Genomic DNA, 24489 nt, shown 5'->3' with positions numbered 1-24489 from the left:
CTTGCGGCATTGCCTGATCTACCGCTCGCCCATCAATAAATATCTTTCGACAACAACGTAAATGGCGTCTTCACCAGGATCTTCAGATCCAGCCACAACGACCAGTTGTTGATGTAATGCAGGTCCATCTCCACCCGCCGCTGCATTTTGTCGATGGTGTCGGTCTCGCCACGGCAGCCGCTGATTTGTGCCAGCCCGGTAATACCCGGTTTGATTCGATGACGAGCCATATACGCGAGGATTTTCCCCGAGTAGTAGTTGTTGTGCGCCACCGCGTGCGGACGTGGACCGACCAATGCCATTTGCCCCTGCAGCACGTTGAACAACTGCGGCAGCTCGTCCAGCGAAGTGCGGCGGATGAAGCGCCCGACCGCAGTAATACGCGAGTCGTTGCGGCTGGCCTGAACCACTTCGCGGTCATCGTGCACGCGCATCGAGCGGAATTTCCACACCTGAATCACCTTGCCGTTCCAGCCGTGGCGATCCTGCTTGAAGAACACCGGCCCCGGCGAGTTGATCTTCACTGCCAACGCAATGAACAGCAGCACCGGACTCAACAGGATGATCGCCAGCAACGCCACGCCTTTTTCCAACAGGCTCTTGCTCAGCGCAGCAGTAGGGCGGCTGGTCAGCGGGCTTTCGTTAAGGCAGATGGCCGGCAGACCGTCCACGACCTTCACCGAGTGGTTGAGCAGGGTCAGGCTGTTCAAGTCCGGCACCCAGACCACATCGACGTTGGCACCGAGCAAATCGACGTACATCGCTTCGATTTTCGCCGCCTCCGCCAGCGGCAGGGTGATGTACAGACGACGGATGTCATGGTCTTTGATCAGCTCGAGCAAATCTTCCTGATCGCCGACCACACGCGGCGCATCCGCATCCAGATTCGACGTCGGGCCATTGCTGACCAGGCCTACCAACGGCAGGTTTTCCACCTGACTGATCTTCTTCGCCAGACCCAGTGCCAGCTCGCCGGTACCAACGATCAGGGTTTTCTGCGCGCTGGTGCGGGAGCGCTGGTAGTACTTGGAAAAGGCGTGCAACGGTGCGTACAGCAACGCCTGACCGAGGAAACCGTACACCGCCCAACTCAGCGTCACCTCGCGGGAGAACACCTCGTCGGCCTTGCACACGAACGCGATGCAAGCCAGCGCGACCATGGTCATCGACCAGCCCATGAACAGACGTCCCAGACCCGTCAGGTAATTGTCCTGCTTGCGATACACGCCGCTGAACGTATACGCCGGTACCGAGGCCAGTACCGCCAGTGTCGCGCACATGCGGTAATAGAACTCGACGGTGCCTGTGTGCCGTTCAGCCAGTATGAATAACAACGCAACAATGAAAGCCTGCGCCAATGCCCATTGGCCCCAGAAGGTAAGTCCCTTGAGGCCGTTATTTCGATTGATCCGTAGAGAAAGTTCCATGAGATATCCCCAGAAATACGTCCATTCAGGTTTCGACAGTTGAAGTCCGAGTTGCTAGATAGGCTTGTTGTTGTTATTGGACGAGTGTCCTGAGGTAACAACGTCGATAGGCCGAACTGTCGTCAATCAATAGACTAAGTTATTGCCGGAGAGGGTGTCTGACGAGTTCTAACAAGATGGCACAGTGCCAACTTTTTAATAATCAAATACAAGGTTGTTAGAAAAGGTCGCAGAGCAGGGGGTGAATAAATTATGTTGTGTTTGTTACTGTAGGAGGGTGGAGGCAGGGAGCTATTATTACCAGGGAGGTGAAGTCAAACAGAGTGCTCTTGTTGTTTTTGTAATCGCACTGTTTTCTGTTTGTTTTGTTCGTGGATATCGTACGTGTTTACGCAACGATTTCCTGGATGAGGCAATAACCGCGGTTTCTTACGGCACGAAACAGACGCTCACCATTACTCGCGCTTTTGAACTTGTCCTGCAGGCGACTCAGGCACATCTCCAGGCCACGATATTGCTCTGGCTCGCGGCCGATGCTGAGGATCAGGTCATCACGACTGACTACGCGTTCCTCGTGATGGAGCATTTTGCGCACCAGTGCGGTTTCCAGCCCGGTCAGACTGATCTCGACGCCTTCCTTGACCAGTGCGCCTTGATCGTTGTCCAGGTGCCAGGTTTCGTTGCACGGTGTGCCGTCTTCATTGGCTGAAGTCGGGTGGGCGGTGTCCGCGTTCATTGTCGGGGATTGGTGAAACGGGTTTGCCGATTGTGCGGCGAGCCATTCCGATTCGAGGGTGGCCAGTATGCGCTGGGTATCGTGTTCAATCGTGCGGGCGACGTTTTTCCGAGTGCCGCTTGGGTAAGAAAACTCCATCAGCATCGGGGCGGAAGAGGGCGAAGTAGCACCTTCAATAAACATTTGTGCCTGAGACGTGCCAAACGAATTGAAGCGCTCGCTGGACAGAATGCTCTCAAGTTCACGCTGCGACGTTGTACTGTTGGTCACGACGACAAAATATTTTCTTGGGAGGGTTGTACTAGTTTCCATGTCTCTCTCCTAAAATGTGCACCAAAATGGGCGAAAAGATAAATCGGCAGGCGAGCAATAACTTCCTTGGAAGTAACCGACAGGCAGGGTCTGGGCCCAAAATGGCCTCGATAAATTCCACTCGTTCTGCTGCTATGTTGTTAAGTTTATTGTTATGGTTCGGTGTAGCCGTGCTCATTCAATTGCTTGATTATAATTAGATATGAAGTACAACTAGAGCGGTATGGTTGCATATGACGATCCTTCGTAATTATGCAAAGAGGATGGCTGCCCGAGAGTCAGGCAGTCGATATCAGACCCCGCATCAGGCGATAGCCGTAGCCGCGGATGCTCTGAATCGCGTTCGTACCATACATGTCCTTGATTTTTCCACGCAAGCGGCTGATGGATTTTTCCAGCGCCCTCGGGTCGTAGAAATTGGTATTGAGCCCCATGATGCTGGCGATTTCATCATGGCTGAGAATGTGATTGCTGGTCTGCGCAAAGGCTTCCAGGATCTTCATCTCGGCAAACGAGATGTCGAGTTTCTGGCTGGCGCCGCCCAGCAGGCAGATGCGCGTAGGGTCGAGCGTGAGGTTGATATCCCGCTGCCATTCTTCACTGTTGAAGAACTCACCGAGCAACTCGTCGCCCTCGTCGGAAAGGGTGTTGAGCTTGATACAGAAGTCGGCCCCGGCCAGGAAATACTTGATCTTGTTGAACGCGCCGCGACCGGTAATGACCGCGCAAATGATCGGCTTCAAGTTATTGGTGCGCAGGTTCTCGATCAGCGCAAGATTGTCTTCCAGCGCTTGCGGAGTGTCGATAACGATGAAGATGGCTCGATACGAACCAGAAAGTTCATTGTGCTTAAATGAACTAGTGTACGAACTGGCCTCAAGTGCCATATCAGTGCGTACGTGCTTTGCGACCAGCGCTCTAAAATGTTCGGCCACGCCACAGGTTCGGCCCAGAGTGAGAACACCGGGTACGTCGTTTGTCGGGCGCGGACTTCTAGTCGCCAAGTTCCCTGAGAGCATCATGCATTGACTCGAATTAGGTGCTGACATCGGGATGTTAAAGCACCGGTTCTCATCTGTGACTGACAATTGGTAACATTCACGCGATTTTTAGACGTGGCTCCCGAGTTTTCTAACAATAATTAAGCATTTCAAGCTTTTAGTTGATTTTCTCGGGGCTGTGAACTAGTCGTTACATGGTGGCAATGTGGAATTGTGCCACTATTTTGAATCTATGGCCACGGCTTTATTCATGTCCAAATGCCACTGTCCGTGATCGGGAAATAGTGTGAGCTTGATCACACTTTATTGGCTGATCCTACTTTTTTCTACTAAATGCCTAAATATTTTTCGAGCGGTTCGTAGGCGGACGATTATTAACATGGCTTGAGTGTGTCTTTTGATAAGACATATTCTCCGTCGCCTGATCAGGCAATGGGTGTCGCGTTATACCGATTGTTTAACTTCAGATACTCAATTCCTGAATACAGTTGACCGGTCGCTCATCAAGAGCGCTCTGACGGAGGATTAATGGATTTCTGGACCTTTATCCAGGTGTTGATTTTAGGCGCAGTGGAAGGCCTGACCGAGTTCTTGCCGATCTCCAGTACCGGCCACCAGATCATCGTCGCCGACTTGCTGGACTTCGGCGGCGAACGCGCGATGGCGTTCAACATCATTATTCAACTGGGGGCAATTCTGGCCGTGGTTTGGGAGTTTCGCCCGAAGATCTTCGACATCGTCAAAGGCCTGCCCACCCAACGCAATGCGCAACGTTTCACCCTCAACCTGCTGATCGCCTTCCTGCCGGCGGTGGTCCTCGGCGTGCTGTTCGCTGACAAAATCCATCAATACCTGTTTAACCCGATCACCGTGGCCATGGCCTTGGTAGTGGGGGGCATCGTCATGTTGTGGGCCGAACAGCGCAACCATGCGGTGAGCGTCGATCACGTCGACGACATGCGCTGGTCAGACGCGTTGAAGATCGGTTTCGTGCAATGCCTGGCAATGATCCCCGGCACTTCCCGTTCCGGCTCGACCATCATCGGCGGTTTATTGTTCGGCTTGTCCCGGAAAGCCGCCACAGAGTTCTCGTTCTTCCTCGCCATGCCGACCATGGTCGGCGCCGCGGTGTACTCCGGCTACAAATACCGCGACCTGTTCCAGGCCAGCGACCTGCCAGTGTTCGCCCTCGGTTTCGTCATCGCCTTCATCTTCGCCATGATCGCCGTGCGCGGCCTGCTCAAATTCATCGCCAACCACAGCTACGCCGCGTTTGCCTGGTATCGGATCGCGTTTGGCTTGTTGATTCTGGCGACGTGGTTGTTTGGCTGGGTGAACTGGACGGAAGCGGCGGCGGGGTAATGCGCACGCCAGGCGGATCATCCCGCCTGGCGCGTTTTACGGAAGGAGGGCATCAACGCCCTTGCAGCAACTCGCCAGCCTGATCCAGCAACGCCAGCGGATCCGTGGCCTTGTGAATATCCACCGACAACAACTGGCGGAATTTACGCGCCCCCGGGAACCCGGTGCCCAGCCCCAACACATGCCGAGTGATGTGATGCATCGCGCCGCCGGCCTGCAAATGCTCGGCAATATACGGCCGCAACTGCGCCAGCGCCTCGGCACGGCTGATCACCGGTGCGCTGCTGCCGAACAACTGCTGATCCACTTCCGCCAGCAAATACGGATTGTGATAAGCCTCGCGCCCGAGCATCACACCGTCAAAGGTCTGCAAATGCTCATGGCAGGCCTCCATCGTCTTGATCCCGCCGTTCAGCACAATCTCCAGCTCCGGAAAATCCGCCTTCAACTGCGCCGCCACGTCATACCGCAACGGCGGAATGTCGCGATTCTCCTTCGGCGACAACCCCTCCAGAATCGCAATCCGCGCATGCACAGTAAAACTGGTACACCCGGCATCCCGCACCGTACCGACGAAATCACACAACTCGGCGTAACTGTCCCGCCCATTGATCCCGATCCGATGCTTCACCGTCACCGGAATCGACACCGCATCGCGCATCGCCTTCACACAATCCGCCACCAACTGCGGATGCCCCATCAGGCACGCACCGATCATATTGTTCTGCACCCGATCACTCGGGCAGCCAACATTCAGATTCACCTCGTCGTAACCATGCTCCTGCGCCATGCGCGCGCAAGCGGCCAGATCCAACGGAACGCTACCGCCCAATTGCAGCGCCAGCGGGTGCTCGGCTTCGTTGTGACGGAGGAACCGTTCGTGATCGCCATTGAGTAGGGCGCCGGTGGTGACCATTTCGGTGTAAAGCAGGGCGTTCTTCGACAGGAGGCGTAGGAAGTATCTGCAATGCCTGTCAGTCCAATCCATCATCGGGGCGACGGAGAAGCGGCGGGAGAGTGGGGCGGGTGTGGCGGAGATAGGGGACATTGGCGGTTCTGGATTGGGTGGGGCTGGGAGGTGGGGGAGTTTATCAGGATTGAGAGTGGCGGGCTTGCAGATGCTCTCCCGCGATGATTGCGACATTTGTGAGTGCTTTTTTCAATCATCTGACTAGCATAGGGTGGCTATTTGATGGCTAAATCCCTATTTTCTAAACCAACAAAACCAAGCCTGTGCAGGGAGAAGCAATGGACGCTCAGCAAGAAAAAGTCTTTTTTGACGAACGTGAAGTAAAGGTTACCAACAGCCGATTCATCCTTCCGGGGCAAAAGACGTTCGCGATGAGCGGAGTCACGGCAGTGAAAACCTCTCAAATAAATCCTAACCGTACTTGGCCCATACTGCTGATGATTGTCGGGGCGATTATCGGATATAACAAAGGTATAAATACCGCTTCCGTCGTCTTGTTTTTTGCAGGTCTTGCTTGGTTCCTTATGCAGAAGACGATATATACAATTGTACTTACTACGTCTTCTGGGGAGCAGCAAGCTCTGCAAGATGCGGATCTTTCTTGGATTTCCAGAGTCGTTGGCGCGATAAATGACTCAATCATTCATCGTGGATAGGAACAATGTGGTAAAGATTATTTTGGAAGCTGGATGCTCGGTAGTAAATAATTTGGTGAAAATAAATTTACTTCCTTTATCTTTATTTATTAAATGCTAATACGAATGGATACATTAGGTGCATGAATACTTTACCCAAGCTAGAGCTTCCAAAACGGTGGGAATTCCTCGAACAACGTGCAGTAGCCGCGGGATTGGACGTGGGGCAATTCGTAGAGCGTGTTGATTCCGCAGCAGACCGTATAGATCATCTGTTGCAGAGGGTGAAAACCGGAGGTGGTGGTTTATTTGAGGTCTTTTATGGACTTTCCGGTAGCGGGAAAACTACATTTTTAAAGACGTTACCTAAACATTTTCAACATATTCGTGTTCTGTCATTTCCGAAAAGTTCTCCGCTGAAAGATCTGCCAAAGTTTGTGGTAGAGCAATTTATCCCTAATGACACAGACGCGCGAATAATATTAATTGAGCGTCGTGATAATCCTTCTAGTTCGGATATAGACGCCGTAAGCGAAATGTTTGCTGAGTTGTTAGAGGCGTTCCGCGATCCTCAAGGATCTGCTCTAGTATTGTGGCCAATCACTCGGGAACCCGAAGCTGTGAGAATTGCCACCGAAGCTTGGGTAACCGGTCGCGATTCTATGACGGATACCTTAACTAAAGGTATATATAATTTTACTGGACTTCTAAAGGAACGCTTTTATCATATTGCCGACACCACAACGCGTAATCTGACCGGTGACGGGCTGGAAGCTTTCGGTATTACACCAGAAGTTGGGAACTCCCTTCTGAGCGGAAACGAGACTATTGCAGACTTTTTTAACGCTGTGGATTTACATGCTGAACAGCAGCGTCAAAAAACGTGGTCTGTCCTCAAAAATCGTGTTCGTGCACGTCTGTGGATCGTATTGCCCGGAGATGTACCATCCGTTATTCGATCAACAGTATCCTCATTAACTCAAGGAACAAGAAACAGGGTTGATATTGATCTGATTGCCGAATTTATTGACCATCCTGATAACACATCCCTCTATGTAGCGGACTGGAAAGCGAAAAGGGCTGCGATGGCGCACTTGCTACGTGCGATTGATCTTCGTCTTTTTGGCCTTCCGCCTAATATTTCCCTTGCTGCAGTTAGGGCATTTGGAGATGAAGCAACAACCAAGGTGCTTAAACAACCCGCTGTAAATATTGAAGCAGCCAAGGCAACTTTGCGCGCGAGCAAAATCTACAAAGCTATATTGGAAGAAATTGGCATTTCAACCAATGCGTACTCCGGTAACAATAGAGACAACGAAGAGACGTCAAATGAATTTAGGCGCGTGCAAGCGAGCGCGAGTCGCGGTGACAAACAACTAAATAAGTCGGTTGGACTACTATTGGCCGAGTGTCTCAAAGAAGATGCTCCAAATATAACCATTGCAACAGAGAAGAAGTCGCTACCAAAGTGTGAATTGAAGCCGGATGTTTGTATATATATAGGTGATCAAGATTACATTTGCTTAGAGCCGACATGGCGCTCGACAGATCGTGGTATTCCCGGGGAAATTAGCGGTGGGCAGAACACCCTTGCAGAATCTCATATTAAAAAATATATCCTTGAAAAAGCGATGCAATATGTAAAAGGTTTAGATCTTTAGAATGCAGATGGTATTTCGTTTTTCATGCCGCGTTTTCAGATAGGTGAAGTTTATAGGTAAGTCAGGGTAGGGTGCTTCTTGTGGCTAATTGCAGGCAATTGCCACCTTAGCAGTTGGCTGGAAGCAGTTCGTAAAATGCGTGTATGAATACGAACTACGAATTTTTCACACATTTGAAAATGGTGACGGATTATTTAGACGGATGGGGCGCTTGATAGTTAATAAATTCATCCCCGTTGTCGCCCTCAACTAAACTCCAATAGTTGCTCCTGTAGCTTCTGATTTTGCGATATTCTTTTTGCGTAAATGGTTTATTTCTTTTTATTGTTTTTAAGTTTCTTTCTAGATTTAGCCGTGCCTGAACTCAAGTTGGCGTATTAATAATTTTTCTCTTTGGCGGCGGAAATGATGTTTTTACGCGTTTTTAGTATTTCCTCTATGTCAAATTTCAAATTTTTCTACATTGAATGCTGACCAAGTCATGGAGGTGACCGGCTTAAAATTCGTACCATTTTTCGATTTTCTATTCGGTCGTGGTTGGTAAGCGCTCATATACGATTTTTGCAAACTCTCTATAGGACATACGATTTGCCTGGCCTGACTCTATTATGATCGCATGTCCTAGGTCGTTGGCCTCAGTGAAAGGGAAATCGTTAGTGTTAGCCGGTACGTTTAAAGTCGCAACGTGCTTGCCAAGTATTCCTATGATTATTCCCAGATTTGCCGGGCCCGGAACAAAGCATATACATGAGCCTTGAACTATTTCGCAAAATAGCTTGTCCATGGCGAGTTGGTCGCTGTCTTGCTCGTTTGCAGGCATGAATTCGTCGTATGCTGTTAGTCCGAAGCCGGAAAAATCAATATCATTAACTTCCGAGTTTAAATCCATTAATGCTCTAAGTTCTTTGTGGTTGACATTGTTTCTAAACCATTCCCCAAAAGCAAAGTAGCCACCTGAAAGCGCCGCCTTTGCGGCAAACTTTAACCTCCCATGTCGTGATAGAGTGAATTCGCTGCTGAAGATTTTGCCAGTTATTTCTTTTTTTGATAATTCTTTTTTATTTATAGGGTCATATATTTTCAACCCTTCTTGTCCAGAGAATTCGATTTGTACCGGATGTATTCCATTTTCCTTGTTTATACTGGATTTCTTGAGAATGGCTTTTGGTGGTTTTTTGCTATGGCCGCGGGCATCATATTTTTTACGACGAATCAGTACTAAGAAATCGTTAGCTAGCATCCCGTCGATATCCGTACCAGCTTTAGAGTTATACTCCTTGCTCACTGAGATAGTAAAGCTATTTGAACCTCCTAGCGATAGTGGGATTATGTGTTCGATACTGGAGTCTCTAGTGTTTAGCTCTTTATCTGTGTATGGGCAGTAGAATAAATCTTTCATGCAGTGTCTCTGTAAAATGTTCTAGAGAGGTTCGGTTTTATTTGTTCAATAATTCTTGGTTCTCTTTTGTGAGTTTTGATTTTGTCGATGAAACGGCACTTTGTGTTCACTGAATTCGATGTTGTAGTAGAAAAGGTGACAGATTTACTTAAAAAGCTCTTACCCATCACAACTCGGCACGGGAACCTATGTTCTACGGAATAATAACCTATAAATTCCGCATCCTCCCGTTTCCACTGAACCTCACCACAGGACACTGCGACCCCAAATCTAACCGTACCGCTTCAAAACCCGATCGATATTCCCGATCTAAACGCCAAACAATATCAAAAACGCTCGATCTAACTTCTCTGAGCAGCCCACTGCAAGGTCGGGGCGATGGCGCCTTGTCACGCAGCGTTTGATTACGCGGGTGAGGCATGTGAGGCGTGTAGTGTCGAGCCAGATGGTCAGGTCGGCGTGGTGCAAACGTAGTTCCAAGGTGCGGCGGGAGTAGTTGCCTTCGTAGATTCATGTGTCTGTTATGAGTGCTTCTCGGACACGTACTGAATTGTTCCGCGTGGGGCTCGATCTAGCCGAACTCCCAGAAAAGGGTGTCCAGATCACCACTGGCAGGCCCTGGCGTTTACCAAGTTTGCGGGCAAGAGTGGATTTTCCGCTTCCGGAATTGCCTGAAATTACAATCCGTTGCATGGATACTTCCCGTCGAAAGCCGGTAATTATTTCGATCTGGACTTCCAGTTAAAAGGTGGATAGTGAATTTAAACGGAGAATATTGTTTACGTTTAAATGAATCTTGCCGTTACTACCCCTTGCCTACATGACCTTGCGCCACCCCCTACACCTAAGACAGAATCCCCCGGCTTGTGCGTCTAGCCCGCAGGTTCTATTGTCCCTACGTCACTGAAAACAGTGTCCGGGTTTGGTAGCCCGCTTCGTTTCTAGACTCATGGCGTCACCGTGTGCAGTCCTTCCCAGGACTCCGATTTCATGGTGGTCATGCGTGGGGCTCATTCGTGGGCGCCGGGTTCTAGTGCGACCGGTCTACCAACCCGCGTATGGCCGCCACCTATCGTTTGGTAGCGAGGGTGATGGCTCCTTTTAGTATTCGCGCTAGAGGTTCCATCTATGTTCAAAGTAACACCCAACCCACCCGAATCCGACCCCGCATCCCCCTACGAATCCCTCGATTCCCGCAAACTCCACGAAGCCGCCGAGCGCGCCCTCGATCACTACCTCACCCCGGCCAGCCAGATCATGGCCAGCGGTGATCAATCCAAACCGATGTTCCTCGCCAACCCGGCCTACGACACCGAATCCCTGCTCGCCAACGCCAGTGAATCCCTGGGTTCCGCCACGACCATGCTCAACGATTTCGCCGCGTTGCTGGATGTCTCGCACCGCAAGACGCTGCTGGGTATTGCACAGGTGGTGATGTTGGGGGAGTTGGCGGTGAATCAGGCGTTGGATAACGTCGAGCTCAAGGCGTAGCGCGCTGCCCTCCGTGGCGAGCGGCGAGGTCGTGGTCGCGGAGGGTGTTCTGTCGATGCGCAAAACAACCGCCGAAAATGGCGGTTTTCAGCTTGTTTCCGCTGCAATAGCGATGTGCCACGAAAAATGATGGCAATGCGTCATCATGCGCACGAAAAAGTTCACTGCTTGTACAAAAATATAAAGTTGTACAACTTTTCCCAAAGTTTATAGCATCCGTTCCCAACACCTTTGCTGAAACGATAAATCCAGCTTGAGCCCTGGATTTGTCCGCCGGTGCGTGGGCCGTCAAAACGGTTTTCGCAGCGGTTATTTGCAGCCGGGTCAGTGGAAGCTGCCCGTATTTCGCCCAGGACGACGACCCCGAATATGAGTGGTAACTCCGGTTATCAGAGATCTACTTTTTTGTGCCTGACGCTGAATCGCGTCAGGGCGTTAGAGGCTGAACATGGCAGAAGCATCGAATTTCCTGGGCAACATCAAGGTTTCCCGAAAGTTGGGGGCCGGGTTTGGCGTTCTTTTGCTGGCGGTGGGGGCGGTGGCTTTCATTGGCTATAGCAGCAGTAATGTGCTGGTGGATCGTCTGGACACCACGCGCCTGATCGGCACGCTCAACGATGCGTCGCAGGACATGCGGCTGTCGGAGAAGCAGTATGAAGCGGCGGCGGATGCGGCGTTTGCCGAGTCTTATCAGTCGCAGCTGACGGTGTTGCAGGGGCTGATCGCCAAGGCGTTGCAGACCCTGACGCGGGCGGAAAACCAGCAGGCGTTGAAGCAGTTACAGGACACCACGCTGGCTTACGATCAGCGGGTCAAGCGCTTGATCGAGGCGGACAAGGCGACCAGCGCTGCGCTGAAACCGTTGGGGGCGATGTCGGACAAGTACGCCGAGACCTTCAACAGGATGTTCGAGAGCACCACGGCCAGCGCGTTGGCGTCGGCCGACAGCGCGCGAGTGGCGGACTTGCGCACGGTGGCGGATCTGCGCAATGGCATGACGATGTTTCGTCTGATGTTGCGGCGTTATATCGCCGTGCCGAGCGAGGCCAACAAGAAGGTGCTGCTGGACACCACCGATGCGTTTCTGGCCGACATGAGCAAGGCGCGCAGCGGTTTGCCGGCGGCCCTGTCGAGTCAGCTTGAAGAGGCGCAGGCCGGCATGCGCCGTTATCGCGAGGTGCTGGTGGAGGTCGCCGCGCTGTTCGAGCAGAAGCAGAGCCTGCGCCAGCAGGTGGATCAGCAGAGCCAGGCGATGGACAGCATCATGACCGGCCTGATGGACACCCAGCAGCGTCTGGCGCGGGACGATCAACAGCGTGCGTTTATCCAGATTGCAGTGCTGACGGTGCTGGCGCTGGTGGTCGGTCTGGTTGCTTCGGTGCTGATCTCGCGGCAGATCACCGGGCCGCTGGCGCTGACGGTGGAACTGGCGCGACGGATTGCCAAGGGCGATCTGACGGTGCAAGCCAAATCCAGCCGCAAGGATGAGTTGGGCGATCTGCAAAACGCGATGCAGGACATGGCGCAAAGCCTGAACACGCTGGTGCAGGGGATCGGTAACGGTGTCACGCATATTTCGACATCGGCGGAGAAGCTCTCGGCGATGAGCGAGCAGACCAGCGCCGGTGTGCGCCAGCAGAAAGTCGAGGTGGATCAGGTCGCCACGGCGATGCACGAAATGGCCTCGACGGTGCAGGAGGTCGCACGCAACACCACCGACGCATCCGCCGCCGCGACCCTGGCCGATCAGCAGGCACGCCACGGCAGTGCGGTGGTCAAGCAGGCGACTGTGCAGATCAGTGAATTGTCGGTGGCGATCGAAGACTTGGGCGCGGCGATGAACGTGCTGTCCCAGGACAGTGAGCAGATCGGCAAGGTCATCGATGTGATCAAGGCAGTCGCCGAACAGACCAACTTGCTGGCGCTGAACGCGGCGATTGAAGCGGCGCGGGCGGGTGAGCAGGGCCGTGGTTTCGCGGTGGTTGCCGATGAAGTGCGGTCGCTGGCGCAGCGCACGCAGGATTCGACCAAGGAAATCGAAGCGCTGATTGTCACCCTGCAACAGGGCACGCAAGCGGCATCTACACTGATGACATCCAGCCGCGAGCGCACCCTGGACACCGTGGTGCTGGCGCAGAAGGCCGAGCAGGCGATTACCGAGATCAACCATTCGATCGGCACGATCCAGCAAATGAGCCTGCAGATTTCCGCCGCCGCCGAGCAGCAAAGCGCGGTGGCCGATGAGATCAATCGCAGCATCGTCAGTGTGCGCGATGTGGCCGATCAGTCGGCCGTCGCCAGCGAAGAAAGTGCTGCCGCGACTATTGAACTGGCGTCGCTGGGGCAGGACCTGCAGCGCATGACATCGCATTTTCGAATCTGATGGCGTTTTGAGATGAACTTGGGCTGGCCTGACCGGTCAGCGTGTATAAGTGGGGGGCCGCCGAGCGGCGGCCATCCGGTCCGTGCTGTTATTTTCTGGGCCATGGAAGGTTACAACCCGCTCTCAGGGGGCGTCATGACCAATATTCCCGTTTTCCCCCAGCCCAGCGGGGGGTGCCAAGGATGCCGGCAAAAAGGCGAGGCCGATATGGCGTTCTCCTTTGCTTTCCAGCCGATTGTGGATGTGCGTGATCAATCGACCTTCGCCCATGAGGCGCTGGTCCGGGGCGTGCAGGGCGAGGGTGCGCTGTCGGTGCTGGAGCAGGTCGATGACCAGAACCGCTATCGCTTCGATCAACTGTGCCGCGTGCGTGCGATCTCCACGGCTGCGCAGTTGGGGCTCACCGGGTTTCTCTCGATCAATTTCCTGCCCAACGCGGTGTATCGCCCGGACATGTGCATTCGCAGCACGCTGGAGGCGGCCCGCGCACATGCGTTCCCGCTTGATCGGCTGATCTTCGAAGCGGTCGAAGGCGAGCACGTCGAAAGCAACAAGCACTTGATGAACATCTTGCGCGAATACCGCGAGTTCGGCTTCAAGACGGCCATTGATGACTTCGGTGCGGGGTATTCCGGGCTGAATCTGCTGGCGGACTTTCAGCCGGACCTGATCAAACTGGATATGGCGCTGATTCGCGATATCCATCGCGACCGCGTACGCCAGGCGATTGTGCGGGGCGTGGTGGGCATGTGTGCCGAGTTGGGCGTCGAGGTGATTGCCGAGGGCATCGAGCACCCCGAGGAGCGCGATTTTCTCGCTGATTGCGGGATTTATCTGATGCAGGGTTTCTGGTTCGCCAGACCGGCGTTTGAGGCGATGGCGCAGATTCCTGCGCAGGCGTGGCAACCGATTTAACGGGGGCTGGTCTTTGAGCCTGAGCCATCACGTTGAGGTGACGGCTCAGGCGTGCAGATTCAGCCAAACTGGCTCGCCGACTCAACTGCCGATTTCGTCTGCCTTGAGCGGGTCAACTGGTAAGCAATCGCCAACCAAACGAACCAACCCGGCATGACCATCAAGGCGATCCGAGTGTCAGGTCGCAATGCCAGCAGACACAGCACAAAGCCTAGAAATGCCAGGGAAAACCAGGCCATCGGTACGCCGCCGGGCATCTTGTAAGCCGACTTCGCATGCAGGTCCGGGCGTTTTTTGCGATAGGCAATGTAAGACGCGAGGATGGTCGACCAGGTGAAAATCACCAGAATCGCCGACACGGTGGAGACGATGGTGAAGGCGGTCATCACTTCCGGAACGATGAACAGCACCAGCACCCCAATCAGCATCAAGAGTGTGGTGAACGCCAGACTCAGCAGCGGCACGCTGTTACCTGACAGTCGCCGGAAGATGCCCGGAGCGTTTTGCTGGTTGGCCAGGCCGAACAGCATGCGGCTCGACGAAAACACTCCACTGTTGGCCGATGATGCCGCCGATGTCAGGACCACGAAGTTGACGATACCGGCGGCCGCGGGAAACCCAGCCACGAGAAACAGTTCGACAAAGGGGCTCTTGACCGGAGACACCTGCTGCCATGAGGTCACGGCAATAATGCAGGTCAGTGCCAGCACGTAGAACAGGATGATCCGCAGCGGAATCGAGTTGATGGCCTTGGGCAAAGTTTTCTCTGGAGATCGGGTTTCAGCGGCGGCGGTGCCGATCAACTCGGTGCCGGCGAAGGAGAAAATTGCCATCTGAAATCCGGCGAAGAAGCCGAACAAGCCGTTAGGGAAGGCCGCCTGTTTATCCACCAGGTGACTCAGGGATGCGGTGACGCCACTCGGGGACACGAAGGACGTGGCAATCAGCACGGTGCTGACGCCGATCAAGGTCACGACGGCAATGATTTTGATGATCGCGAACCAGAATTCCACCTCACCGAACAGCCTGACCGTCAGCACATTCAGCGCAAACAACGTCGCCAGCATGCCGACGGCGGGTATCCACGCCGGTACCTCGGGGAACCAGTACTGGAAGAATCCACCGACCACGACGGCATCGCCGATCACCGCCACGCTCCAGCTCAACCAATACGACCAGCCGAGAAAAAATGCCGCGCGCGGGCCGAGGTAGGCGCCGGCAAAGTCGGCAAAGGTTTTGAAGTTCAGGTTGGACAGGAGCATTTCGCCCATGGCGCGCATGACGAAAAAAACGAACAGGCCGATGATCATGTAGATGAGGATGATCGACGTCCCGGAGAGGGCGATGATCTTCCCGGAGCCCATGAACAGGCCCGTACCGATGGCACCGCCCATGGCCATTAATTGGATGTGACGATTGCTGAGCGTGCGCTGCAGCGCGGGCTGTTCAAGCAGCCCGGAAGGATTCGATTTCATCGCAAAACCTCTTGATTTTATGTTTTTGAGTTTTGGCAGAAAGTAGGTGTCGAGCGTTCTTGTTAGAGAGGCAGCGGCTAATCACAGCGATGCCTGGAGAGTGAATGGCCCCCTCGCAAAATCGCGTGGGGGCGGTCCTTACTGATTAACTGACGGTGCGCAGACGTGAGGCTGTTGCCGGTTGCGGCTCCAGCAACTGGAAGAGGTTTTTGATGTTGGCCGGCGTCGGTACCAGGTGGATGCGCTGGCCGATTTGCTGTTGCTGAGCCAGGTCGTTGAGGTAGCGCAGTGACGAAAAATCTTCCAGAGCAAAGCCCACCGAATCAAAGACCGTCACCTGCGTATCGCTCTCGCGGCCGCGAACTTCGCCCTGCACAATCCGGAAAAACTCGACCACTGGAGAGTCGGCTGCCAATTGCTGAATGTCACCTTCAATGCGTGTTTGCGGCTCGAATTCGACGATGACCCGGGCGTTGCGCAGGATGTCGGCGTGCAGTTCGGTTTTACCCGGGCAGTCGCCGCCGACCGCATTGATGTGCATGCCGGGTTCGATCATTTCGGGCGTGAGAATCGTTGCGTAGGCTTTGTCGGCGGTGACCGTGGTGACGATGTCCGCACCCTTGACCGCGTCCTTTACCGAGTCGGCCAGAATCACTTCGATCTGCGGAAACGCCGCGAGGTTGTGCTTTAACTTGAGCGAAGCGTCGCGATCAATATCGAAGATGCGGATTTCGCTGATGCCCAACATTTCATGAAAGGCGAGCGCCTGAAACTCACTCTGCGCACCATTGCCGATGATCGCCATTGAGGTCGCACCCGGGCGAGCGAGCGACTGCGCAACCAGTGCCGAGGTGGCAGCGGTGCGCACGGCGGTGGTCAATGTCAGTTCGCTGAGCAGGGTCGGGTAGCCACTCTGCACATCGGCCAGCAGCCCGAAAGCCATGACGGTCAGCAAGTTGCGCTGACCATTGTCCGGATGGCCGTTGACGTATTTGAACGAGTACTGCTGGCCATCGTCGGTGGGCATCAGCTCGATCACGCCGTCTGCCGAGTGGTTGGCCGTGCGCGGCGATTTATCAAATTGCGCCCAGCGTGCGTAGTCCGCTTCGATGTAGCCCGCCATGTCGCGGATGGCCCGGCGGATGCCGACCTGGGTGAACAGGCGTGCAGCATCATCGACATCAATAAAAAGCGTCATGTTGTTGTTCTCCGATTCAGTCATTCAAAGGCCGCAGAGCGGGGATGGTTCAGCTGCGTTTGCTTTCGAAACCATGCAGCACGTTCACCGCATTGATGCCGATTTCATCGACCATGTAGCCGCCTTCCATCACGAACAGGGTGGGGCAGCCAACACTGGCGATCAGCGTTCCGATGCCAATGAAGTCCTCGCTTTCCAGCAGGAAGTGGCTGATGGGGTCGTCCTTGAACGTGTCGACACCGAGGGATATCACCAGCACTTCAGGTGCGAACTGCTGGAGTTTTTTGCAGGCGTGGAGCAGGGCGTTGCGGTAGCTCTCCCACGTGGTGTTTTTCGGCAGCGGGTAGTTGAGGTTGTAACCCTCGCCGACACCCGCGCCGACTTCGTGGCTGTAACCTGAAAAGTACGGGTAGGACACCGCAGGTTCACCGTGCAGCGACACGAACATGACGTCGCTGCGCTGGTAGAAAATGTTCTGCGTGCCGTTGCCGTGGTGGAAGTCGACGTCGAGCACCGCGACACGTTTGGCGCCTTGGGTGATGGCCTGCTGCGCGGCAATCGCGGCGTTATTGAGGTAGCAATAACCGCCCATGTATTCGCGCGCGGCGTGATGGCCGGGCGGGCGGCACAGGGCAAAGGCGCTGTCGTGGCCTTCATCAATCAGTGCGAGTCCGGTGAGGGCGATATCCGCGCTGGTTTTCACCGCTTGCCAGGTCGTGGCGGTGATGGGCGAACCGGCATCCATGGCATAGAAGCCGAGCTTGCCGTCGATGAACGTCGGCACTTGCTCGTTGGCCAGATCGCGTACCGGCCAGACCAGGGGCAAGGCATCGTGCGTGCGTCCAGTTGCGCACCATTCGGTCCAGGCACTTTCCAGAAAGCTGACGTAGCGCTCACTGTGCGCGTTGACGTAGCACGAGCGGTCAAACGCACGCGGTTCGACGATTTGCCCCAGGCCGACCTGTTTGACGCGGTTGTGCACGGTATCGGCCCGACTCGGTTGTTCGAATGACGGCTTGAGCACGCCGTCCTTCAATTCGGTGCCATGGTGCAAACGGTGGGAATCACTGAAAACTGTAAACATTCTGCGCATCCGTTAATGTGAGCCAGTGCAAATATTCTGTTCCGGCTGACCTGCGCTTTCTTTGCTTTGTTTTCTTGATTCAGTAGATTAATCGGGCGTTCTTACTCAGGATTGGCGTCATGCAGAAAAAATCATCCAAACGCATCAGTCTCGACGAGACCGACCTGGCGATTCTTGAGTTGTTGCAGGAAGACGCCAGTATTTCCAACGCTGAACTCAGTGAGCGGCTGTCTTTGAGCCTTACGCCTTGCTGGCGGCGGCGCAAAAGAATGGAGGAGGCCGGGGTGATCAAGGGCTATCAGGCCAACCTTGATCGGCGAATGCTCGGGCTGGACATCATGGCGTTCGTGCACATCCGTTTTTCCACCCACGCCGATCACGCGCCGGACGCCTTCGAGTCGGTGATTGCGCAACTGCCCCAGGTGCTGTCCTGTCACAAGATCACCGGCGATGCCGATTATGTGTTGCAGGTGCTGGCCGAGGATCTGGATAGCTACAGCGATTTCATCGAGCAGGTGCTCAGGCGCCAGGTCGGGATTGCGTCCATCCAGTCCAGCCTGGCGTTGCGTGAGGTCAAGACCAGTAGCCGTATTGCGATACCCAGACCGGGAAGGGAATGAGCGGGCCGGGGGCGTTTTTCCAATGGGGTGACAGAGTCTTTTGCGGCGTTGTCGGCTGACCAGCCGATTGCCGCAGCCCTGGATTCTGAACCCGCGCTGTCGATCAGCAAAATTTCATCTTGCCGGGCGCGACTTGGGCCTAGGATGCTTGCACAAGATCATCCCAAGGGGAGCCGTACCATGCGCACCAATGTCGTCAAAGTGCTGTTGATCGCTGCAGCTGTCTCGGTATTGAGTGCCTGTTCGGGCTCCGGTGGGCTGACCACCACCAGTTGTTTCTCCTCGGATTGCCAATCGCCGGAGGGTCGCACAAATGCAACGACCCTCAAATTCGGCGGTAACAGTATTGGTAGCAGCTTGAACCAGTACAGCTCCGGGATGTTGCACGACGATTGATCAAAATCGAGGCTGAACCTGTGGCGAGGGAGCTTGCTCCCGCTGGGGCGCGCAGCGGCCCCCAAAAAGAAGGTCTGCTGCGCAGCCCAGCGGGAGCAAGCTCCCTCGCCACAAATGTTTGTGCCTGGAAGATTACTGCGGCAGCGCCAGCCACTCACCAATGACCTTCTGATAACTGCCAGTGACTTTGCTCAAGTGCAGCCACTGGTCCACGTACAGTTTCCAACTGATGTCATCGCGCGGCAGCAGATAGGCCTTTTCGCCGTACTGCATGTACTGGTGCGGATTCACTGCGCACAAACCCGGTTTGAGTTTCTGCTGATACAGCGCTTCCGAGGCGTCGGTGATCATCACGTCAGCCTTGTTATCGAGCAGTTGCTGGAAGATCGTCACGTTGTCGTGCAGGGCCAGTTGCGCCTTGGGCAGGAAGGCGTGGACGAAGGCTTCGTTGGTGCCGCCTGCCGGTTCGACCAGGCGTACGTTGGGCTGGTTGATCTGCTCGACGGTCTGGTACTTGGACTGATCGGCGCAGCGCACCAGCGGGATCTTGCCGTCGCTGTCGAGGGTGTTGCTGAAGTAGGCTTTCTTCTGCCGCTCCAGCGTCACCGAAATGCCACCCATGCCGATGTCGCACTTGCCGGCCTGCATGTCCGGCATCAGGGTTTTCCAGGTGGTTTGTACCCACTCGACTTTCACCCCGAGGCTGTCGGCCAGCGAGCGCGCCATGGCGATGTCGATACCCTCGAAGTCGCCGTCGCTGCGTTTGAAGGTGTAGGGCTTGTAGTCGCCAGTGGTGCAGACGCGCAACTGGCCTTGTTGCTGGATGGTGTCGAGGTGCGAAGGTTGCTCGGCGGCCTGAGCGCTTAAATTCAGCGCGAGCAATGAACCGAGCAAGAGCAGTTTTTTATTGATGGGCATGTCTGTCGGGCTTCAAAGGGATCGGAGCGAGAAGTTAACCACGTTCTCGGCGCTGATCCCTATGGGTAGCTCGCGGTCAGAGGCCGAGACCTTCCTGCACCACCTGCAACAGATTGTTCTCCGTCAGCGCAATCGCATCCAGTTCCTGACCGGTTTCCACCGTTTGCAACCACCAATGGCTTTCGTGATGTTCATCGACGGTGCGCAGCAGATAAGTGTTGCGCTCGGGCAGGGTGATCTGCACGTGGCCGGCGCCGTCCTCGGTAAACCGCGCGATGGGATCAAATGTCAGGGTTCGTTGATTGGCTTCGATCACCAGTTGGTCGATCGCGTAATCGTGGCTCTCGCCATCGGGTGAGCTTTCGCAAACGTGGGTTGGATTGCGGCGGATTTTCAGGCCGACTTCGGTGACTGGCTGCAGCCAGCCCTCGATGCGGTGGTACAGATCGTAGACCTGCGCCGGCCAGCAATCGATCTCCAGCGCGGCATCCGCATGGGTGTGCCGTGTTTGCTTGAGTTTGGCGGCGAGTTCGTCTGCTTTACTCATTTCGGATCCCTTGGTTTGATGTCTGCCTGTTAATCGTAGACCTTTCAACGGCGTACGGCGTTGCCTTGCGTCATGCGCTTGCAACACAAGCATGTCGAAATCAGCGCTGGCCAAGTCTGGTCAGGATCGAAAACCACGGACGCAGGCGTCCCAAGGAGCGGGTAGATGAAAAAGCTGTTTACAATTTTGGCAGTGATTGCGCTGACGGCCGGTAGCATCGGCCTGAGTTCAGCGCGTCAGTCGAACGCCAGCAAGGTGCAAACGGAAGCGGTGGCGGGGCAGTTCGATTACTACCTGCTGACGCTGTCCTGGTCGCCGACCTTTTGCCTGACACACAAGGACGACGTGCAGTGTTCCGGCAAGGGCTACGGTTTCGTGCTGCATGGTCTGTGGCCGCAATACGCCAATGGCGGCTGGCCGGAGTCCTGCCCACCGCTGACCACGTTGTCGGCGGCGGAAACGACCAAAGGCCTGACGCTGTTCCCGACCAAGAAACTGCTTGACCACGAATGGTCCAAGCACGGCACCTGCAGCGGCCTGGGCGCGATGGGTTATCTGGACGAAGCGGACAAAGCGGTCGGCGCGGTGAAAATCCCGCAAGAGCTGCAACCGTTCAGTTCCTCGTACTACTTCGAAGCCCAGGAAATCGCCGACCTGTTCCGCAAGGCCAACCCGGGGATCCCGGCGGATGGCATCGCGGTGATCTGCAGCGGCCCGGAACTGTCGGAAGTACGGGTGTGCATGGGCAAGGATCTGCAGTTCGGCGCGTGCGGCAAGGGCGTGAAGACCCAGTGCCGGGCGGGGGATATTCGGGTACCGCCGTCGCGTTGATGTGATTCAAAACAGCCAAGACAAACACTGAATCCGTGGCGAGGGAGCTTGCTCCCGCTGGACTGCGCAGCAGGCCCCTGCTTTTAGAGTAAGACTGGGCGCTTCGCACCCCAGCGGGAGCAAGCTCCCTCGCCACAGGGTTTTGGTGAACTCGAGTTTTCGGGCCAAGACCCGCTTGCCTGATCAATTGGCATGATCACGCGCAAAACGACAACTGAAAATAAATCGACGCACAGCGTTCATCCAAATCTCTTGCGCGCCGATACAACTGGGCGGGCATGTGTTGGCGCGGCGGGTTTGCTGTGCGCACCCCGGTGGGCTACGCTCACGAAAAGTAAGGGTTTCGGGCTGCGGCCCCTGTCGTACCTGCCCAGGACACGTTTTTGCCAATCCCCATTCACGATCCGCATCAGACTCCCGGCACGCTTAAACGCCTGCCGCTGCGCAAGGCGGCAGCGCTGTTCATCGTTGCGGTGTGCCTGTGCCTGTCCGGCTTGCTGTATCTGCAACTCGAGCAGACCCGACGCCAGGATCTCGCGAGCGCGCAGATCGCTTCTTCCAACCTGACCCGTGCCATGGCTCAGCAGGCCGAAGACACGTTTCTGGCCGCTGATCTGGTGCTCACCAGCCTGGTCGATTGGGTCGAGGACGATGGTTACGGCGCCGCGCAGCGACCACGTCTGCAAAAAACCTTCGCGCGTCGGGTGCAACAACTGGAACAGTTGCACGGCATGTTCCTGTTCGATCGCGACGGTCAGTGGGTGATCACGTCATTTACGGATCTGCCTCGTGGCAATGGTGTGGCCGACCGCGAGTACTTCAAGTTTCACCAGCAGAACGTTTCCTCCGTGGCGCATATCGGCCCGGCGATTCGCAGCCGTGAGAATGGCGAGTGGATCATCCCGATCTCGAAACGCATCAACGACCGTGCCGGCAATTTCCAGGGCGTGCTGATGGCCGGGATCAAGATGGCGTACTTCGACCGGTTCTTCAAAAGCTTCAGCCTCGATGACAACGGCATCATGTTTCTCGGCCTCAAGGACGGCACGTTGCTGGCGCGGCGGCCGTTCGACGAAGGCCTGATCGGTTCGTCGCTGGCCAAAGGCAGGATTTACCAGAAGCTGCTGCCCGAAGCCCCGGCCGGTACCGCGATGATCAAGTCGGTGGTCGATGGCGTGGTGCGTCTGTACGGCTACCGGCAATTGGCGTCGTATCCGCTGGTGGTCGCGGCGGCGTCATCGCGCGATACGATTCTCAAGGGTTGGTATGAGCGGGCCTTTCAGTCCAGCGTGATTGTGGCGCTGGTGATTCTTGGCGTCGGCCTGTTCGGCTGGGTGTTCATTCATCAGGTGCGCGACGGCGAGCGTATCGAGAAAAACTTGCGCAAGGCGCAGCGCGCACTGGAGCAGATCGCTACCCACGACAGCCTGACAGGGCTGGCAAACCGGCGGCTGTTCGAGCGTTCGCTGGAGATCGAATTTGCCCGCGGCGCACGCCAGTCGAGTCCGGTCGGTCTGATCATGCTCGATATCGATTTCTTCAAGCGCTACAACGATGCCTACGGTCATGTGGCGGGCGATCATTGCCTGACGCAGGTGGCGCAGGTGCTGAAGAATTGTACCCAGCGCAAGTCTGACCTGGCGGTGCGTTACGGTGGCGAGGAGTTTGCGGTGCTGTTGCCGGACACCGACATCAACGGCGCGCTGGCGATTGCCGGGCAGATCCGGCGCAGCGTGATGGACAAACGCATCACCCACAGCGGCTCGCCGACCGGGTATCTGACGGTAAGTCTGGGCTGTTACTCGTTTATTCCCAGCGGCAATGACAGCCTGGAGGTGTTTATCCAGCGTGCTGACGCGGCGTTGTATCAGGCGAAAAATGCCGGACGCAACCGCGCTGCGGTGTTGTCGCTGGATACCGGTTTTGCCGAATTGATGCGCTCGGATCGCTGAGGTTTTGACGCTTCAACAGGGGTGAGGGAGCCCGCCCCCTCACACACAGGTCCTATTACCAGCCGTAACGGCGGTTCGTTCAGCTGCCCGAGCCACCGCCCGCGCCGCCGGTTCCGCCCCCGGCCGCGCCTGTGCCACCGCCAGCGCCGGAGCCCGAACCCATGGCGCCGCCGTTGGTGCCGGTGCCGTTGCCAGAACCAGGGCTACCCGCACCGTTACTGCCGGCAGGTGCGCCCGGGGTGTTGTCCGGCGGCTTGGGCGTGCTTTTGTTGACGTCGGGGTTGGTACTCGATGTGCCAGAGCTGTCGTTCGCCGCGAAGCTGGCAGCCGAGGTGGCGGCGAGCAGGCCGGCGAGTAACAACGAGGTGAGTGTGCGTGTAGTCATGGTACGTCTCCAAAAGGGGTCGGTTACCTGACTTTGGTCTGACACTTTTGCCCGTTGGTGCCGATTGGCTGACGAGCGGTTGTTGAGCTTCAGCGCCTGTCGTCCGCCAGTTTCTGCTCCAGCGCCTGACGCACCTGCGGCCACTCGTCATCGATGATGCTGAAGCGCACCGAGTTGCGCTTGCGCCCGTCCGGCATGATCCTCTCGTGGCGCACGATGCCTTCCTGTTGCGCTCCGAGGCGCAGAATCGCGTTGCGCGACTTCTGGTTGTTCTCGTCGGTAGTGAACTGCACTCGCACGCAGTCGAGCACCTCGAAGGCGTGACGCAACATCAGGTATTTAGCTTCGGTGTTGACGAAGGATTTCTGCCAGCGCGCGGCAATCCAGCTGCTGCCGATTTCCAGCTTGCGATTGAGCGGGTCGATCTTCCAGAACCGGGTCGAGCCGATGACTTCGCCGCTATCCTTCAACACAATCACAAACGGCATGACCGTGCCGGCGTCGCGGCCGTCCAGGGCCTTCTTCAGGTAGCTGTCGATGGTGCTCGCCGAAGGCACCACGGTGACGGTGAGGTTCCACAGTTCGCCGTCAGCGGCGGCGTGGAGCAGGGCGTCGGCGTCGATGTACTGAAGCGGGCGCAGGAGGATGCGCGGGCCTTGCAGCGTGGTGAGCATGGGAGCAGGTCTCGGCAGGTTGGGGCAGTGGCGAACGTCTATTACGCCGCAGCCGGTTGATCCGATGCAACCACCGTCGCCGCTACAGAGTCACAATTTTCACACCTTGTTCGCCGG

Annotated in this window: 22 protein-coding genes and 1 pseudogene; 10 read left to right on the top strand and 13 right to left on the bottom strand. The window is 55.7% G+C overall.

Going from position 1 to position 24489, the window contains the following annotated elements:
* Nucleotides 1–32 precede the first annotated feature (32 nt).
* The 3 genes from M0814_RS03930 to M0814_RS03920 form a co-directional block, all read right to left on the bottom strand.
* A complete protein-coding gene (locus M0814_RS03930) occupies nt 33–1427 on the bottom strand; it encodes an undecaprenyl-phosphate glucose phosphotransferase (RefSeq protein WP_103484266.1) in 1395 nt (464 codons plus the stop codon).
* A gap of 388 nt (nt 1428–1815) precedes the next feature.
* A complete protein-coding gene (locus tag M0814_RS03925) occupies nt 1816–2475 on the bottom strand; it encodes a helix-turn-helix domain-containing protein (RefSeq protein WP_003226518.1) in 660 nt (219 codons plus the stop codon).
* Between the two features lie 278 nt (nt 2476–2753).
* Nucleotides 2754–3497, bottom strand: a complete 744-nt coding sequence (locus M0814_RS03920) for a winged helix-turn-helix domain-containing protein (RefSeq protein WP_103484267.1) — start codon at nt 3495–3497, stop codon at nt 2754–2756.
* A gap of 507 nt (nt 3498–4004) precedes the next feature.
* Between M0814_RS03920 and M0814_RS03915 the strand changes: the two genes are divergently transcribed.
* Nucleotides 4005–4838, top strand: coding sequence for an undecaprenyl-diphosphate phosphatase (locus M0814_RS03915; RefSeq protein WP_103484268.1), 834 nt, complete (start codon nt 4005–4007; stop codon nt 4836–4838).
* Nucleotides 4839–4890: 52 nt separating this feature from the next.
* Here the strand turns inward: M0814_RS03915 and dusA are convergent, their stop codons facing one another.
* Nucleotides 4891–5886: a tRNA dihydrouridine(20/20a) synthase DusA gene (gene dusA / locus M0814_RS03910; RefSeq protein WP_103484269.1), complete on the bottom strand. Its 996-nt coding sequence runs from the start codon at nt 5884–5886 to the stop codon at nt 4891–4893.
* 200 nt (nt 5887–6086) lie between these two features.
* On the opposite strand from dusA, the gene M0814_RS03905 reads away from it, so the two are divergent.
* Complete coding sequence (locus M0814_RS03905) at nt 6087–6464, top strand: DUF6232 family protein (protein WP_103484270.1); 378 nt, start codon at nt 6087–6089, stop codon at nt 6462–6464.
* A 122-nt stretch (nt 6465–6586) separates the two neighbouring features.
* Nucleotides 6587–8104 (top strand): ATP-binding protein, encoded by a 1518-nt coding sequence (locus tag M0814_RS03900; RefSeq protein ID WP_146774714.1) that lies wholly within the window; start codon nt 6587–6589, stop codon nt 8102–8104.
* 523 nt (nt 8105–8627) lie between these two features.
* On the opposite strand, the gene M0814_RS03895 is transcribed toward M0814_RS03900, so the two are convergent.
* Nucleotides 8628–9503, bottom strand: coding sequence for an HNH endonuclease (locus tag M0814_RS03895; protein ID WP_103484272.1), 876 nt, complete (start codon nt 9501–9503; stop codon nt 8628–8630).
* 208 nt (nt 9504–9711) lie between these two features.
* Nucleotides 9712–10196: pseudogene (locus tag M0814_RS03890) on the bottom strand (AAA family ATPase).
* Nucleotides 10197–10631: 435 nt separating this feature from the next.
* On the opposite strand from M0814_RS03890, the gene M0814_RS03885 reads away from it, so the two are divergent.
* The 3 genes from M0814_RS03885 (at nt 10632) to M0814_RS03875 (ending at nt 14292) form a co-directional block, all read left to right on the top strand.
* Nucleotides 10632–10994 (top strand): DUF6124 family protein, encoded by a 363-nt coding sequence (locus M0814_RS03885; RefSeq protein ID WP_103484273.1) that lies wholly within the window; start codon nt 10632–10634, stop codon nt 10992–10994.
* Nucleotides 10995–11442: 448 nt separating this feature from the next.
* Nucleotides 11443–13377 carry a methyl-accepting chemotaxis protein gene (locus tag M0814_RS03880; RefSeq protein ID WP_103484274.1) on the top strand — a complete coding sequence of 645 codons (1935 nt, stop codon included), beginning with the start codon at nt 11443–11445 and terminating at the stop codon, nt 13375–13377.
* Between the two features lie 207 nt (nt 13378–13584).
* Nucleotides 13585–14292 (top strand): EAL domain-containing protein, encoded by a 708-nt coding sequence (locus M0814_RS03875; RefSeq protein ID WP_247868459.1) that lies wholly within the window; start codon nt 13585–13587, stop codon nt 14290–14292.
* A 59-nt stretch (nt 14293–14351) separates the two neighbouring features.
* On the opposite strand, the gene M0814_RS03870 is transcribed toward M0814_RS03875, so the two are convergent.
* From M0814_RS03870 to M0814_RS03860, 3 genes are all read right to left on the bottom strand, one after another.
* Entirely contained in the window at nt 14352–15767 is a 1416-nt protein-coding gene (locus tag M0814_RS03870) for an amino acid permease (protein ID WP_098964680.1), read from the bottom strand.
* Nucleotides 15768–15912: 145 nt separating this feature from the next.
* Nucleotides 15913–16965: an ornithine cyclodeaminase gene (locus M0814_RS03865; protein ID WP_103484288.1), complete on the bottom strand. Its 1053-nt coding sequence runs from the start codon at nt 16963–16965 to the stop codon at nt 15913–15915.
* 49 nt (nt 16966–17014) lie between these two features.
* The gene (locus tag M0814_RS03860; protein ID WP_103484276.1) at nt 17015–18049 is read right to left on the bottom strand and encodes a histone deacetylase family protein; all 1035 of its coding nucleotides are present in this window, start codon (nt 18047–18049) and stop codon (nt 17015–17017) included.
* Nucleotides 18050–18168: 119 nt separating this feature from the next.
* Between M0814_RS03860 and M0814_RS03855 the strand changes: the two genes are divergently transcribed.
* Together M0814_RS03855 and M0814_RS03850 are read left to right on the top strand one after the other, a co-directional pair.
* A complete protein-coding gene (locus M0814_RS03855; protein ID WP_103484277.1) occupies nt 18169–18669 on the top strand; it encodes an Lrp/AsnC family transcriptional regulator in 501 nt (166 codons plus the stop codon).
* Between the two features lie 180 nt (nt 18670–18849).
* Nucleotides 18850–19065: a hypothetical protein gene (locus M0814_RS03850; RefSeq protein ID WP_081794889.1), complete on the top strand. Its 216-nt coding sequence runs from the start codon at nt 18850–18852 to the stop codon at nt 19063–19065.
* Between the two features lie 132 nt (nt 19066–19197).
* Here the strand turns inward: M0814_RS03850 and M0814_RS03845 are convergent, their stop codons facing one another.
* Together M0814_RS03845 and M0814_RS03840 are read right to left on the bottom strand one after the other, a co-directional pair.
* On the bottom strand, nt 19198–19983 hold the full coding sequence (locus M0814_RS03845; RefSeq protein ID WP_098964678.1) for a transporter substrate-binding domain-containing protein: 786 nt from the start codon (nt 19981–19983) through the stop codon (nt 19198–19200).
* A 76-nt stretch (nt 19984–20059) separates the two neighbouring features.
* Nucleotides 20060–20530: a hypothetical protein gene (locus M0814_RS03840; protein WP_103484278.1), complete on the bottom strand. Its 471-nt coding sequence runs from the start codon at nt 20528–20530 to the stop codon at nt 20060–20062.
* A 165-nt stretch (nt 20531–20695) separates the two neighbouring features.
* Here M0814_RS03840 and M0814_RS03835 point away from each other — a divergent pair, with 165 nt between their 5' ends.
* A complete protein-coding gene (locus M0814_RS03835; RefSeq protein WP_003226484.1) occupies nt 20696–21361 on the top strand; it encodes a ribonuclease T2 in 666 nt (221 codons plus the stop codon).
* Between the two features lie 383 nt (nt 21362–21744).
* Nucleotides 21745–23313, top strand: coding sequence for a sensor domain-containing diguanylate cyclase (locus tag M0814_RS03830; protein WP_103484279.1), 1569 nt, complete (start codon nt 21745–21747; stop codon nt 23311–23313).
* A gap of 79 nt (nt 23314–23392) precedes the next feature.
* On the opposite strand, the gene M0814_RS03825 is transcribed toward M0814_RS03830, so the two are convergent.
* Nucleotides 23393–23698, bottom strand: a complete 306-nt coding sequence (locus tag M0814_RS03825) for a hypothetical protein (protein ID WP_003226473.1) — start codon at nt 23696–23698, stop codon at nt 23393–23395.
* 89 nt (nt 23699–23787) lie between these two features.
* Nucleotides 23788–24372 (bottom strand): GNAT family protein, encoded by a 585-nt coding sequence (locus tag M0814_RS03820; protein ID WP_103484280.1) that lies wholly within the window; start codon nt 24370–24372, stop codon nt 23788–23790.
* Nucleotides 24373–24489: the final 117 nt, after the last annotated feature.

Source organism: Pseudomonas sp. MWU12-2020 (assembly GCF_023100605.1).
Classification (GTDB): Bacteria; Pseudomonadota; Gammaproteobacteria; order Pseudomonadales; family Pseudomonadaceae; genus Aquipseudomonas; species Aquipseudomonas fluorescens_H.
The sequence above is the reverse complement of the archived record's forward strand: the minus strand, read 5'-3'. Positions and strand labels throughout refer to the sequence as shown.

Coding starts and splice junctions, on each gene's coding strand:
- M0814_RS03860 (WP_103484276.1), bottom strand. CDS start 18,049: ATGTTTACAGTTTTCAGTGATTCCCACCGTTTGCACCATGGCACCGAA.
- M0814_RS03880 (WP_103484274.1), top strand. CDS start 11,443: ATGGCAGAAGCATCGAATTTCCTGGGCAACATCAAGGTTTCCCGAAAG.
- M0814_RS03820 (WP_103484280.1), bottom strand. CDS start 24,372: ATGCTCACCACGCTGCAAGGCCCGCGCATCCTCCTGCGCCCGCTTCAG.
- M0814_RS03840 (WP_103484278.1), bottom strand. CDS start 20,530: ATGAGTAAAGCAGACGAACTCGCCGCCAAACTCAAGCAAACACGGCAC.
- M0814_RS03845 (WP_098964678.1), bottom strand. CDS start 19,983: ATGCCCATCAATAAAAAACTGCTCTTGCTCGGTTCATTGCTCGCGCTG.
- M0814_RS03895 (WP_103484272.1), bottom strand. CDS start 9,503: ATGAAAGATTTATTCTACTGCCCATACACAGATAAAGAGCTAAACACT.
- M0814_RS03915 (WP_103484268.1), top strand. CDS start 4,005: ATGGATTTCTGGACCTTTATCCAGGTGTTGATTTTAGGCGCAGTGGAA.
- M0814_RS03885 (WP_103484273.1), top strand. CDS start 10,632: ATGTTCAAAGTAACACCCAACCCACCCGAATCCGACCCCGCATCCCCC.
- M0814_RS03850 (WP_081794889.1), top strand. CDS start 18,850: ATGCGCACCAATGTCGTCAAAGTGCTGTTGATCGCTGCAGCTGTCTCG.
- M0814_RS03870 (WP_098964680.1), bottom strand. CDS start 15,767: ATGAAATCGAATCCTTCCGGGCTGCTTGAACAGCCCGCGCTGCAGCGC.
- M0814_RS03835 (WP_003226484.1), top strand. CDS start 20,696: ATGAAAAAGCTGTTTACAATTTTGGCAGTGATTGCGCTGACGGCCGGT.
- M0814_RS03900 (WP_146774714.1), top strand. CDS start 6,587: ATGAATACTTTACCCAAGCTAGAGCTTCCAAAACGGTGGGAATTCCTC.
- M0814_RS03930 (WP_103484266.1), bottom strand. CDS start 1,427: ATGGAACTTTCTCTACGGATCAATCGAAATAACGGCCTCAAGGGACTT.
- M0814_RS03925 (WP_003226518.1), bottom strand. CDS start 2,475: ATGGAAACTAGTACAACCCTCCCAAGAAAATATTTTGTCGTCGTGACC.
- M0814_RS03920 (WP_103484267.1), bottom strand. CDS start 3,497: ATGATGCTCTCAGGGAACTTGGCGACTAGAAGTCCGCGCCCGACAAAC.
- M0814_RS03875 (WP_247868459.1), top strand. CDS start 13,585: ATGGCGTTCTCCTTTGCTTTCCAGCCGATTGTGGATGTGCGTGATCAA.
- dusA (WP_103484269.1), bottom strand. CDS start 5,886: ATGTCCCCTATCTCCGCCACACCCGCCCCACTCTCCCGCCGCTTCTCC.
- M0814_RS03865 (WP_103484288.1), bottom strand. CDS start 16,965: ATGACGCTTTTTATTGATGTCGATGATGCTGCACGCCTGTTCACCCAG.
- M0814_RS03905 (WP_103484270.1), top strand. CDS start 6,087: ATGGACGCTCAGCAAGAAAAAGTCTTTTTTGACGAACGTGAAGTAAAG.
- M0814_RS03855 (WP_103484277.1), top strand. CDS start 18,169: ATGCAGAAAAAATCATCCAAACGCATCAGTCTCGACGAGACCGACCTG.
- M0814_RS03825 (WP_003226473.1), bottom strand. CDS start 23,698: ATGACTACACGCACACTCACCTCGTTGTTACTCGCCGGCCTGCTCGCC.